Below are 13,242 nucleotides of genomic sequence, written 5' to 3'. Positions count from 1 at the left end.
TTTACAAAAAACGGGAATTATTTGGTACCATAAATTAAACGAAGGTAGGTGAAAATCATGAAATCAACAGGAATGGTGCGCAAAATTGATGAATTAGGCAGAATCGTTATCCCAATTGAAATCAGACGCACACTCTATTTAAATGTGAAAGACCCTATGGAAATCTTCATTGACAATGAAAATATTATTTTGAAAAAGTATAATACGGGAATGGTTTGTGATGTGACCGGTGAATCTTCCACAGAGAACAAAAGCTTTCTTAATGGAAAGCTAACTTTAAGCAAAGATGGCGCAGATGAACTTATTGCCGAAATTAAACAACAATTTAATGAAAAATAAGGACGTTCTGGCTCATATTGCTCCAGACCGTAGAAAAACCGATTTTAGTTTCCGAATAAAATCGGTTTTTCTGTTGTTTGGAGCAAAAAAGAATATAAAAAAGAGAGCGCGATTCATTTTTCAATCAATCGTTCTCTCTTCTTTATTATAAGCTAGCTAATCGATTCTCATTATCTTTCAATTACTGAATTTCTTGAACAGCAATTGATCCGATATATCCACCTCTATAGTTTTCAACATTAATAAGTGGATTGGTTTCATCTTCACCGACTGTAAATGTGTTTGTTACGACATAATAGCCTTTTGGTCCAGGTGTCCCTTTATCAAGGGTTGTTCTAATTATTTCACGGTATTCAGAAGAAGATGGGTCAGCCTTTAATGAAACTTTAACATAATGGCTTCCTAAATCATCATCTGGTAAAGGTTTAAAGTAAACAGTTACTCGGTACTGATGCCCTTCTTTTAAAGCATCATCTCCATTGAAAATTTTATAAACACTAGCTTGTTCATCTGCATAAAAGACTTTTCCACTATCTAAAATGGAGTTAGCCGGATCATCAATAAGCTCAATATCTTGTCCAGAAAACATTTTCCATCCACTTGTATCGCCATCAGGCCATGGGTCATAAGCTTTAACTGTTACAGTGATTGTTTTTGTGGCTTCTCTACCCGCGCTATTTTTCACTTGATAAGTTACATGATAATCCCCTGCTATTAACGGATTCACATCGTTTTCTTTGACTTGAATTTTACTTGTAAGATCTCCATCTACTGGATCATAAGCTTTTAAGCCAATTCTCTTATCATAAGGATCAAATTTATCCCCTTGGTTGATTGTGAGATCTTTGGCATCAAGTGTTAAAACACGTTCTTTAACAGTTACTGAAGCACTTCTCCTAAGCTCTTGATATTCACCTGTATACGTAAAAGTAATCTCATATTTTCCTGGTTTTTCTGTATTCACATTGTCCTTGTATGTGATCTGAGCGTCTTCAAAAGGAATTGGTTCTCCCTTTTCATTTGTAGCTGAAACAAAATTGTCCTTTGGAGTCCAGTTTTGCCCTTCATAGATTGTCACATCTTTTGTGTTTATAGAAGCATTTTGTGGTATTTTTCCGAATGACATAGCGTTAACTTCGTACTTATCTCCCGTGGAAGATGTAAAGCCCCAGTAAACAAGAGGACTATCTAAGAAATTAGTACCTCCTGGCGCGCTTCCGTTCTCATTAAAGTAAACGACTGTTTCATTAGTGAAACGTGCTCCAGTAGCAACATCTCTATAGCGATAAGATAAAGTAAAGCTATTAGATGTCTTAGGAGTCCCTTCAACAGTTAATTCTTTCCATGATCCGTTAGACATCGTGTAGCCATCAGCGATTTCGGTAAGCCCCGCGTGGTAAATTGATCCACCATTTTTAAAGCCAATGTGTTGATACGGCCCTGTAAGTCCAGAATCTTTCAATTTATCTGTTCCATCTCCATTAAAGTACGTATCAAACTCTAGCGAAACAAAATTCTTTTTGTCTGTATTATACATCCCTAAATATTGCCCATCTTTCCCTAAAAATAAGTTGCTGTAAGGTTGTAATGTAAACGTCATTCCATCAGCAGCACTACCTCGTTGTTCTCCAAGATAAATGAAGCCATCAAGGACGAATGGTTTTCTCACATCAATTTTCTGTTTTGACCAAATGGCACCGGTTTGACTTGTTCCAGAGCTCATTTGTAATAAATCTCTATTGTCATTATATTTAACCCCTGAACCTACCGCATTAGCAAAATAGTCATCTAACTTTAATCCCTTTTCCGGTGGCGCTGGAATTTCGCGTTCAAGTTCAGCAGCTTTTACAGAAACAGAGGCCGCTATAATAAACAGTACACATATACCTAAAAAACACATGATTTTTTCGAAATTTTTCTTCATTTCTAAACCCTCCAATATTTTTTAAGAAATCAAATAATTTTGTTTTTTCGTTTACTGCTTAATATATCCTCCTTTCTGATTTTTTGTCTTTTATTTAACAACCCCCTTTCTCGTTATTAGGTTAACTATAAATGATCGTTATTTTTATTTCAACTATAAACCTGTTGTATTTACTCGTTTTTAAGCGTATACAAAGCAGAAATTCGTTTCTTCCGTTAGTATAGCAATGGGTGTGCTTATTTTACATTTTCATAAAATTAAATAAACAAATACAATTATTAAGTATTTTTTGTTTTAAAAAACAATTTTTATTGTTTTGAAAATTTATATAAATAATGTTTTTTTCAATTCTAAGAAAAACCGGTTTTTTATTCACTAAGAATAAAGAAACCGATTTTTACAGAATTAACAACAGCACTAAATGAACTAGGATTGCGTCTTTTTAACTCAATTTTATTTTCTCTCTTAATAAGGTATCTTCTTGTCGGATGCGAATAATAAGGGTAATGAGGTAAATTGGAAAAACCACGATAAAGGTATAAGAAGCATGGCACAAAAGGGCTAAGCCTATTAATTCTGGGATGATATTACAATAATAATTAGGATGTTTTATTTTGGTAAATAACCAATGATCATTATACTGGTGGTTTTTTACAAGCATTAATTTAATGGTCCAAACAGAACCTAATAAATGACTGACATAGTATAACATCACTAGTGAAAATAACAATAATATGACTCCAATACTGCTGATGCTATCAAATGAACTTTTTCTTAACAGCCCTTCACCTAAACAACTTAGATAAAATGCAGTATGTAGGCATGCAATCCATCTCGAATTTATCTTGCCATATTCCACTCCACCTTGTTGCAAAATTCTTTTTTCATTCGCTTTTGATTTTTTTAAGAAAAACAAACGCGTGATGAAGACAAATAAAAAGATGAACAAAATAACTAAACTCATATTTTTCCTCCTTATTTCTAATCATGGTGTTATTACTAGTTTAACTTATTTTTTATTAAAAAGCGGCCCTTTTTGCATAGCAGAAATTGCCATGGTTTCATTTTAGCTCATGATATGCGGCATAAACTTCGCGTTTAGGTAAATGACGGATAGTGGCTACTTGTTTGATAGCTTCTTTTACAGATACTTCTTCATTGGTTAAAAGATGCTCCACATGCTCTTTAAGCGAGAACTTACTCCAAGTGGGATCTTCTGCTATTTTTTGATCGTTTCCAGCAACCACTAAGCAAAATTCACCGCGAATATTTTCTGCTTCGGCCCATTCTAGCATTTCCAAAACAGTGCCCCGCAGAAATTCTTCATATCGCTTCGTTAATTCTCGGCATAATACTATTTTTCGTTCTGAACCTATTATTTTTTCGATGGCTTTAAGCGTCTCTTTTAAACGATGCGGGGATTCATACAAAATCCAACTTTCCTCACGTTTTGCTAATTGTTCTAAAACTGCACGCCGTTCTTTGTTTTGGCGGGGCAAGAAGCCGTAAAAATAAAAGGGTTGTGGTGAAAGCCCTGAAGCGATTAAAGCTGTTAGCGCTGCATTGGCACCGGGAAGTGGAACAACCGCAATATTTTTTTCCAGTGCTGATTGGACAAGTTCAAATCCTGGATCAGAAATTGAAGGCATACCGGCATCACTTACGAGAGCGATCGTCATACCAGATTCTATTTTTGCAATGAGGTCGTTTTGTCGGTTTTGTTCATTATGCTGGTGATAGCTGATCATTTTCGTCTCAATTTCAAAATGGTTTAGTAGTTTAATTGTGTTACGCGTATCTTCAGCTGCAATTAAATCAGCTTCTTTTAGTAACCGAATCGAGCGGAAAGTCATATCTTCCAGATTGCCAATTGGCGTTGGAACTAAGTATAATACGCCTGTTTGACGTGTTTCAGTAAAACTTTTTTGGCGGTTCATTCTTTTTCCTCCTTGGCTAAATACACTTCTTTTGCGCGTCTTGTTAAATGTTTAAAATAGGATTCAGCTTTTGTTGCCTCACTTCTTGTAGTAAATTTTTCAAAGTGAATCATTTTAACAGGCCTGCGTGTCTTTGTATACTTGCAGCGAATGCCCGCATTGTGTTCTTTTTCTCTGCGAACCACATCGGTTGTATAACCGCCGTAGTAAGAGCCATCGCTACACTGCAATACATAAAAAAAGTGTTCACTGGACTTCCCCATACAAAATCTCCCTTACGATTTCAGTATATTCACCTTGATCATCATGAACAATAATCGGCGCTAAATATTTGATTCCGCGCTTGCCATCTTTAATCCCTTCAATAAGTACCATATTCGCATCGCGGTTTGCTAATGGGTGGACAAATTGAATACGCTTTGGCTCTAGGCGATAACGCTGCATTAAACTGATGATATCAAGCAAGCGATCCGGACGATGGACAAAGCTTGCTTTGCCACCTTGTTTTAGCAATTCAGATGCTGTTTTAATGGTATCTTCAAGGGTACACATAATTTCATGCCGAGCAATAGCATAATGTTCATTTTGATTTTTTAATGACCGGTCTAGTGAATGAAAGTAAGGCGGATTGCACGTCACGATGGTATGTTTTTCTTTTCCCAAAAGAGGGACTACTGTACGTAAATCATGCTCGATTATCTGAATTTTACTTTCTAGTTGATTATAATTTATACTGCGTTTAGCCATATCTGCTAACCGTGGTTGAATTTCAACACCAATAATGGGTACTTCTGTATGCTTACTTATCAAAAGCGGAATAATTCCATTTCCACTGCAAAGATCGACAATGCTTCCTTTGCGCGCGGGAATTGAAGTAAAGTAAGCTAAAAGCACTGCATCAAGCGAAAATGAAAATACCGATGGGCTTTGAATAATCCGTAAATTTTCGGCTAACAAATGATCCAATCGTTCGTCGTTTTGTAATAAATTCACAATTATCACCTTTATTTATAAAAAGAGCTAGGGAATTTAGCGTTGTCTTCAAAATACAGTACATTTACTGTATTTCTGATAACTTCCTAGCTCTTTTAATCATTTTTTACTAAGCAAAGATAGGCAAAACAAGCAATCTTCATCGTTGTTACGCGGGCTACCAAAATGCACATGACAAACATGAAAGCCTTCTTTATATAATTTCAAAAGGTTATCATGTCCTTCACCGCGTTCAATTAGTTGTTTCATGGCTTCTTTACGTTCTGGTGTCATGACGGTTTCATCTTTAATTGATCTTTCTGTGGTATCTAATTCAATTAGACGCCTGCGTAAGTGGTTATTCTCTAGTTGTAAGCGATTATTTTCTTCAAGCATTTCACCAAGGTTATTTTTTAGCTCGCCTAGGCGTGTGTATAATTCGCCAATTTGTTCTTCCATATTACTTACTGAATCAAAAACAGCTTTTTTATCCATTTTTATTCACCGCCTCAAGTCTTTTCTGGCTGTTTAAACTTTGGATTAAATGGACGTAATTCATCTAGTCCGTATTCCACGACCAATTCTTCTTCCGGCAAGCGTACTTGTAGCAACCTTTGCAAAAGATTGATACCAATTACTTTTCCTTCCATTCCTTCTGGTGTTTTCACAATAACACCAACATCTGGCATTTCACGTTTTGCCAATTCGTATTCATCATTTTCATACTTTAAACAGCACATCAAACGGCCACATAAGCCAGAAATTTTTGTTGGATTAAGCGATAAGTTCTGATCTTTTGCCATTTTGATTGAAACTGGTTCAAAGTCGCCTAAAAAGGTGGAACAGCAAAGCATTCTGCCACAAGGCCCGATACCGCCAAGCAATTTGGCTTCATCGCGTACACCAATTTGGCGTAACTCAATTCGAGTACGGAAAATCGAAGCAAGGTCCCGAACAAGCTCACGAAAATCAACGCGCCCTTCTGCGGTGAAATAAAAAATGATTTTATTGCGATCAAATGTATAATCAACATCAATTAAACTCATTTCAATATCATGTTCTTTAATTTTTTGATTGCATAGTAAAAAAGCTTTATCACAGCTTTTTGCATTTTCAGCTACATCAGCATAATCCTTTTCTGTAGCGACGCGAATAATATTTTTTAACGGTAAAACAACGTCTTCCTCGTCAACGAAACGAGGGCCGATCGCGATTTTTCCAAATTCAATTCCTTGTGCGTTTTCAACAATAACGCCTTGATCTTGTTCGACATCAAAATCGCCAGGCGAAAAATAATATATTTTACCAGCGTCTTTAAAACGAACGCCAACAATTTTAAGCAAAATGATTACCTCCTTTGCATTTTAAGAATAAGTTGCTCCATCAAAAGCTGCATGTTCATGTTGGAATCAAGTTTTGACTTGGCTGCTAAGATAAGTTCGATTTCTCTTGTTGTTTCAGCAAGCGAAATTTGCAGAGCATCTTGTTTTAGTAGATCTTTTTGTCCACTACAGACAGGCTGATATTCTTCAAAAAGTGTTAAATAAAGCCGGTCTCGATATAATAATAAAAATAGCTCCAATCCAAGTGCGCAAAATGCTTTTTCCTTGAATAAAGGCACCCACGAGTCTTGAATGAGAATAAGCGGAGAAAACTCGCCGCGTGTTAAGCTCTCGTATAACTTTAATACAACTTTTCGTGCTTCTGAAAAGTTTTCATCATCTTCAAAAAGCATTCCCTGCTTAACATTATTCGTTAAACTGGCATAAATACGTGCTTTTTGTTCTGAAATGCCGGCTTCTTGAAAAGCTTTGACTAAATGTTTAAACGACAATGCTTTAAAAGAAACGGTTTGAAGGCGTGACTGAATTGTCGGTAAAATACGACCCGAACTTGCTGTGATGAAAAGAAGCAATAATTCACTATCCGGCTCTTCTATAAATTTAAGCAAACTACTTGCCGCCTGAGCGGTCATTTTTTCTGCTTCATTAATAATTAACACTTTGCGATCTGACTCCATACCTCGTTTACTTAAATCCGCTTTTAACTCGCGGACCTGATCAATCTTGATACTTGCTCCGTCAGGCTCTAACCAATGAACGTCAGGATGGTTGTCATTTGCAATACGAACACAGTTAACACAATGTCCACAAGCCACATCTTGCTCTTTTTTTTCTAAGCAAAAGAGTGTTTGTGCAAGAAACAACGCTAACCTCTTTTTACCTGTACCACGAGCACCTTCCAGCAAATAACCGTGTGATAGTCTGTTTTCGCGGATGCTTTTTAAAAACAGGTTCATTACAACTGGTTGCAATTCTGTTAGTTCAGCTTGTAATCCCACAAAAAACTCCCTTTCCTTTGCATTCTATTTTATTATAACATGAGAGATGGTAAATAGCTTTGTAAAATTGAAAGAATTTTTGAGGTTTAAATCGTTGTTCTATAAAAGCAAAAAATGCTTAGCTGCTTATAGCCAAACATTCTTGATATGATTACCAAATTATTTCACGTAAACCTGCTTCTTTTAGATAATGGTTAATTTGACTAAACGGCTTACTGCCAAAAAAACCATGATACGCTGATAACGGACTTGGGTGTACGGCAGTAATGATTTTATGTTGTGAGGCAGTGATTAAATCCGCTTTCTTTTTCGCATACCCGCCCCATAATACAAAAATTACTTGTTCTTCTTTTTGATTTAGTAATGTGATGATTTTATCTGTAAATATTTCCCAGCCTTTTTTCTGATGAGAAGCTGCTTTCCCTTTTTCAACAGTGAGTACTGTATTCAAAAGGAGGACTCCTTGCTCAGCCCAGTCAGTTAAATTCCGCTCGGTGCGTTTCACTCCCATATCTGCTTCAAGCTCTTTAAAGATATTGCGCAATGAAGGTGGGAATTTTGCTTGGTTTGACATAACAGAAAAGCTAAGGCCGTGAGCTTGATGCTCTCCATGGTAAGGGTCTTGTCCTAATAATACTACTTTTGTAGCTTTGTAGCTTGTTAATTCTAACGCTTTAAAAATTTGGTTTTTTGGAGGATAGATCACTTTTTGATCATATTCTTGATTGATAAAATACATTAATTCGGTAAAATATGGTTTTGTTATTTCATTTTTTAATAGGCTTTGCCAATCGTTTGGGAGCATAGTTTCCAAATCCTTTTTACTTAAGATGCCTTTATTTTACTTTAGTTTAGCTGGCGACTCAAGTATTCGGCGATATCTTCTCTTCTGGTATAAACTCTGTTGTTGTCACGTGTCCTGCTTGAGTTATTCCTTCGTGTAAAATGACCTTTTTGATAGTTAAAAGAAGAATTTTGCTGTCTAAAAAAAAGGAAATGTTATTCACGTAAGATACGTCTAATTTAAATTTCTCCGCCCAACCGATTGCATTACGGCCATTTACTTGAGCATATCCAGTTAAACCTGGAAGGACTTCATGTCGTCTGTTTTGTTCTTCTGTATAGCGATCTAGGTAACTAACGAGTAAAGGCCTTGGTCCAATAAAGCTCATCTCTCCTTTAATAATATTAAACAATTGTGGTAATTCATCCAAACTTGTTTTTCGTAAAATTTTTCCTAGTTTAAAGAGGCGCAACTCATCAGAAAGTAGATTCCCGTTGTTGTCATGTTCCTCCTTCATTGTTTTAAACTTATAAATTGTAAAGATAGCGCCTCCTTTTCCAACGCGTTGTTGCGTAAAGAGGGCTTTTTCTTTGATTGTCACTCGAATAGCCAAAGCAATAATAAGCATAGGAATGCTACAAACAATAATTAATAAACTAGCAAAAGCAAAATCCATTCCCTTTTTAAAATTTATATACTCCATAAATTTTCTCCTCTTTTCCGAAAATGTAATTTTATCACAAGCTATGACACTATTCGTTTTCTTTGGAATCACAAAGTAGTTTGACTTGTTGAATAACATAATCTTGCTCTTCTTTCGTTAAATTGCTGCCAGACGGAAGACATAAACCGTTAGCAAATAACTGATCAGATACTGCGATTTCATTTGCTTTATAAAAAGTGGCCGTTTTTAAAAATGGCTGTCTGTGCATCGGATTCCAATTCAAGCGGCTTTCAATCCGCTTAGCTGCTAGTGCTTCCATAACTTTAGCCGGTTGCTTAATTTTTACAACGGTCAGCCAACGATTTGAGCGTACCCCTGGTAAATCCATTGGCATGATTTGAATCTTCTCATTTTCCAAAAATGCTTCGTGATATCGTTCGAAGTTTGCACGTCTTTTCTCAACTTTGGACGCTAATGTCTTTAGTTGAGCGCGTCCAATTCCAGCCAAAATATTACTCAGTCGATAATTATAGCCAACTTCTTCATGTAAATAGTAAGGAGCCGGTGTTTTTGCTTGCGCTGACCAATATCTCATTTTTTTTGCTAAATGTGCTTTATTGGTAACGATCATCCCTCCACCGGACGTTGTGATGATTTTATTTCCATTAAATGAGTAAACACCGATATCACCAATGGTTCCTGAATGTTTGCCATGATACGTGCTACCAAGCGACTCGCAAGCATCTTCAATCAATACTGCCCCATATTCGTCGCATAGTTTTTTAATTCGAGTTAGTTCTGCAACTTGTCCGTAAATATGTGCTACAATAACAGCTTTTGGTTTTTTACTTTCTTTTTTAAAAGCCTCTTCTAATAAGTCAGCAGATAAATTCCATGTTGTTTGGTCTGAATCAATAAGCACTGGAATCGCTTGCTGATATAAAATCGGATTAACAGAAGCTGCAAATGTGAAATCCGAACAAAAGACAACATCACCTGCTGAAACCCCTGCTGCAAGAAGCGCTAAGTGAAGGCCAGCAGTTCCAGAAGAAACAGCTACAGCATGGCTTGAACCCACTTGTGCTGCAAATTCTTCTTCAAAAGCATCAATGTGTGGGCCAACTGGTGCAATCCAATTATCTTGCAAAGCTTGTTCAACATAACTTAGTTCATTACCAGATAAATCAGGCGGTGATAGTAAAACATGTTTTTCCACCTATTTGCCACCACCAATTTTATATATATTTGAAGCAGCATGTTTATATATATATTGCATGTCCACAATGACATGACTCTCCTCAAGCAAGCGTGTATAATCTACTGTACTATGTTTTGTTAAAATAACAACGCAATCATAAGCAGCAAAATCACAACTTTCCGCTTGAATTACGGCTACTTCTTCCCCCATTTTATTTTTAAAAGAAGGGACAAATGGGTCAAGAATTGTAATGCTTCCTTCTTTTTCTGTTAAAATTTCATAAATATCAAGCGTGGGCGATTCTCGTACGTCATTGATATTCGCTTTGTATGCTGCGCCAACTAGCAAAATATTAGCATTCTTTAAGGATTTTTCTTGATTGTTCAAAGCTTCTTGAATTTTATCAACTACGTGGTAAGGCATATTCAAGTTAATCGCTTGCGCAGTTTCAATAAATTGGTTGAAAAACTTATTTTGTTTTCCTTTCCAATGCAAATACATTGGGTCAAGAGGAATACAGTGCCCACCAACGCCTGGGCCAGGATAAAATGGCATAAAACCAAAAGGCTTCGTCGCAGCGGCATCAATGGCTTCCCAAATATTAAGGCCCATTCGTTCACACATAAGTGCCATTTCATTAACAAAGGCGATATTAATGCTTCGGAAAGTATTTTCGAGTAATTTACTCATTTCTGCTGTTTCTGGAGAGCTTACAAGAACGACTTTATCTAGTACTGATCCATATAAAGCTTCGGCTAATTCACCACTTGAAGCGGTTAGTCCACCAATTACTTTAGGAATACTTTTCGTTTGAAATTGAACATTGCCTGGATCAACACGCTCTGGCGAAAAACATAAGAAATAATCTTCATCTGCCCGTTTTCCATGTGCGTCAAAATAATTAGCAAAAAGTTCTCTTGTTGTACCGGGATATGTTGTGCTTTCAAGTAAAATAAGGATTGGATGATTAAGGTGTTGCTCAATTTTTTCAGCAACAAATTTCATATAACTTACATCTGGTTCTTGATGTTCATTTAAGGGTGTTGGTACACAAACACTAACTGCATCCAGCTCGCTTAACTTACAAAAATCTGTTGTCGCCTGAAAATGGCCGCTTTGGATCGCGGATATTACTTGCTCATTTGGAATATCGATAATATGTGATTCGCCTTCATTCAAACTGTGCACTTTTGAAGAGTCGATATCGATGCCAACTACTTGAAATCCTGCAGATGCTAGTTCCATTGCAAGGGGCAAACCAACGTAACCAAGTCCTATAACGCCGACTTTAGCAACTTTTGTTTGGATCTTATGCATCAAGATTTCTTTAGCTTTTTTTTCAATATTTAACATTTAAGCATGCTCCTTTTCTAATATTGGCTGGCTGTTCGTCAGAGCTAGTAATATTTTACGTATATCTTCTTCATTTTTTTTGCTGAAGAATAAATGCCAATCTTCTATTTCATAAATTTTTTGCGGGATTTGTGCTTTCCCGCAGTAATACTTGGTAAAGTGGGTATCTGCAGTATCTAATTCTTCCGTTTCAAAAAGTGCTTCAGACATTTTTTCGCCGTCTCGTAATCCAATGAAACGTATGTCTAGTTGTTCTTCTTTTTTTCCAGCCAAAACACCGAGTTTACGGACGATATCAATTATCTTTTGCGCATTGCCCATTTTCAAAATAAAGACTTCACCGCCAACAGCTAACATGCTCGCTTCAATAACAAGCTGGCTTGCCTCGGCAATGGTCATAAAATAGCGTTCCATATCAGGGTGTGTGATCGTGACTGGTTGGCCTGTTTTAATTTGTTCCCAGAAAAGTGGAATTGCGCTACCGCGACTTCCTAATACATTTCCAAAGCGTACAACGGAATAAATTCCTGCGTGTTTATTATTATTTTTAGCTTGGACTATCCATTCTGCCATTTTTTTTGTAGCACCCATAACAGAAGTTGGTTCTACTGATTTATCTGTAGAAATCATGATAAAGCGCTCTATGCAATATCGCTCGCTTATATCCACTAAGTTTTTGGTTCCTATAATGTTATTTTTTACAGCTTCTCGCACGTTTAGTTCCATCATTGGGACATGCTTATGTGCTGCTGCATGGTATACTATATCAGGAGTATACTTGGCAAATATTTCTTGTATCCGATCTTTATCTTGTATGTCTGCAATGATCGGAGTAACTTTTACATCAGAATGCAGGCTCATTTCATGATGAATTGTGAAAATGCTATTTTCCCCATGTCCAACAAGTATAATTTCTTGCGGTTCACACCGAGCCGCCTGTCGCACAATCTCTGAGCCTATGGAACCCCCTGCTCCAGTAATTAACACGCGCTTTTGTTTAAAGCTTGGTTTCATCTCTTCATAATTAAGCTTGCCTTCTTCACGATCAAGTAAATCGACATAATCTAATTTTTGCATCGCTTGGATTGTTCCTTCTCCGCGAATGATCGCAGCTAAATCTGGCATAATTTCTGTTGAAACGCCTGTCTTTGCACAAGCCTCTAAAACAGCTATCTTTGCTGAACCTTTTAACGATGGAATCGCTACAATCAGATGCTCAATCGATTGGGACTTTACTATTTTTTCAATGTCCTTCACATTTCCTAAAAGCGGCAATCCAAAGTTCACTAGGGTTTTCTTGCGGTCATCCACTACACCAATTAATTGCAATGTGTCCGCATGATGTATTTGTAGGAAAGAAAGCGCAAGTTCCCCTGCTTCACCTGCTCCAATTAATAAAGTTCTTTTTTTCTTTTGCTTTATCTCTTTCATGTCTCCCATCCTCCCTTCGCTCGATCAAACAAAGGACAACCCAACCTTAGTAACTAGGACTGTCCTTCTGCTACATTTATGATGTCATTTTCCTTTTTTAGTCATTTTTATTAACTCAATGATAGGATTTAGGTCAGTCTAATGACTTCTTTATGGCAGGCAACTAGACTTACTACCAAAATCTCAGCATTCTAATTTATTAAAAATTATACTTTTTCTACAAAACAAACTTGTATGCGTAAACGTTTATCATGTATCCATATTTCAATGTTCGTTCACTTCAATTTTTGTTATTCTCT

At 36.6% G+C, this 13,242-nt stretch carries 14 protein-coding genes; 1 reads left to right on the top strand and 13 read right to left on the bottom strand.

Translation table 11 applies throughout. The features are described from left to right. The first annotated feature begins 57 nt into the window (after window positions 1-57). Window positions 58-339: an AbrB/MazE/SpoVT family DNA-binding domain-containing protein gene (locus G6Q10_RS09820; RefSeq protein ID WP_163655561.1), complete on the top strand. Its 282-nt coding sequence runs from the start codon at window positions 58-60 to the stop codon at window positions 337-339. A gap of 181 nt (window positions 340-520) precedes the next feature. Here the strand turns inward: G6Q10_RS09820 and G6Q10_RS09815 are convergent, their stop codons facing one another. The 13 genes from G6Q10_RS09815 to G6Q10_RS09755 all read right to left on the bottom strand — a co-directional run bounded on the left by G6Q10_RS09815 (window position 521) and on the right by G6Q10_RS09755 (window position 12,943). Continuing rightward, on the bottom strand, window positions 521-2,263 hold the full coding sequence (locus tag G6Q10_RS09815; RefSeq protein ID WP_163655559.1) for a lectin-like domain-containing protein: 1,743 nt from the start codon (window positions 2,261-2,263) through the stop codon (window positions 521-523). A gap of 442 nt (window positions 2,264-2,705) precedes the next feature. Further along, complete coding sequence (locus G6Q10_RS09810) at window positions 2,706-3,227, bottom strand: isoprenylcysteine carboxylmethyltransferase family protein (RefSeq protein ID WP_163655558.1); 522 nt, start codon at window positions 3,225-3,227, stop codon at window positions 2,706-2,708. A 97-nt stretch (window positions 3,228-3,324) separates the two neighbouring features. Then, the gene (gene rsmI / locus G6Q10_RS09805) at window positions 3,325-4,200 is read right to left on the bottom strand and encodes a 16S rRNA (cytidine(1402)-2'-O)-methyltransferase (RefSeq protein WP_163655556.1); all 876 of its coding nucleotides are present in this window, start codon (window positions 4,198-4,200) and stop codon (window positions 3,325-3,327) included. Beyond that, window positions 4,197-4,463 (bottom strand): GIY-YIG nuclease family protein, encoded by a 267-nt coding sequence (locus G6Q10_RS09800; RefSeq protein ID WP_163655554.1) that lies wholly within the window; start codon window positions 4,461-4,463, stop codon window positions 4,197-4,199. The genes rsmI and G6Q10_RS09800 overlap by 4 nt, the downstream gene beginning before the upstream one ends. After that, the gene (locus tag G6Q10_RS09795; RefSeq protein ID WP_163655860.1) at window positions 4,447-5,196 is read right to left on the bottom strand and encodes a tRNA1(Val) (adenine(37)-N6)-methyltransferase; all 750 of its coding nucleotides are present in this window, start codon (window positions 5,194-5,196) and stop codon (window positions 4,447-4,449) included. Before G6Q10_RS09795 ends, G6Q10_RS09800 begins: the two co-directional genes overlap by 17 nt. 96 nt (window positions 5,197-5,292) lie before the next feature. Further along, window positions 5,293-5,667, bottom strand: a complete 375-nt coding sequence (gene yabA / locus G6Q10_RS09790) for a DNA replication initiation control protein YabA (protein WP_163655552.1) — start codon at window positions 5,665-5,667, stop codon at window positions 5,293-5,295. A gap of 14 nt (window positions 5,668-5,681) precedes the next feature. Then, window positions 5,682-6,515: a PSP1 domain-containing protein gene (locus G6Q10_RS09785; protein WP_163655550.1), complete on the bottom strand. Its 834-nt coding sequence runs from the start codon at window positions 6,513-6,515 to the stop codon at window positions 5,682-5,684. A gap of 5 nt (window positions 6,516-6,520) precedes the next feature. Continuing rightward, window positions 6,521-7,513 carry a DNA polymerase III subunit delta' gene (gene holB / locus G6Q10_RS09780; protein WP_163655548.1) on the bottom strand — a complete coding sequence of 331 codons (993 nt, stop codon included), beginning with the start codon at window positions 7,511-7,513 and terminating at the stop codon, window positions 6,521-6,523. Between the two features lie 151 nt (window positions 7,514-7,664). Further along, the gene (locus G6Q10_RS09775) at window positions 7,665-8,327 is read right to left on the bottom strand and encodes a uracil-DNA glycosylase (RefSeq protein WP_163655546.1); all 663 of its coding nucleotides are present in this window, start codon (window positions 8,325-8,327) and stop codon (window positions 7,665-7,667) included. 49 nt (window positions 8,328-8,376) lie between these two features. After that, window positions 8,377-9,000: a sugar transferase gene (locus tag G6Q10_RS09770; RefSeq protein WP_163655544.1), complete on the bottom strand. Its 624-nt coding sequence runs from the start codon at window positions 8,998-9,000 to the stop codon at window positions 8,377-8,379. A 49-nt stretch (window positions 9,001-9,049) separates the two neighbouring features. Continuing rightward, the gene (locus tag G6Q10_RS09765; RefSeq protein ID WP_163655542.1) at window positions 9,050-10,177 is read right to left on the bottom strand and encodes a DegT/DnrJ/EryC1/StrS family aminotransferase; all 1,128 of its coding nucleotides are present in this window, start codon (window positions 10,175-10,177) and stop codon (window positions 9,050-9,052) included. Then, the gene (locus tag G6Q10_RS09760; protein WP_197914095.1) at window positions 10,178-11,512 is read right to left on the bottom strand and encodes a nucleotide sugar dehydrogenase; all 1,335 of its coding nucleotides are present in this window, start codon (window positions 11,510-11,512) and stop codon (window positions 10,178-10,180) included. After that, complete coding sequence (locus tag G6Q10_RS09755) at window positions 11,513-12,943, bottom strand: polysaccharide biosynthesis protein (protein ID WP_163655540.1); 1,431 nt, start codon at window positions 12,941-12,943, stop codon at window positions 11,513-11,515. It lies immediately after the preceding gene. Window positions 12,944-13,242: the final 299 nt, after the last annotated feature.

The sequence above is a fragment of the Listeria sp. PSOL-1 genome (assembly GCF_902806445.1).
GTDB lineage: Bacteria > Bacillota > Bacilli > Lactobacillales > Listeriaceae > Listeria.
Note: the sequence above shows the minus strand (reverse complement) of the source record. Positions and strands in the feature narration are given on the sequence as shown.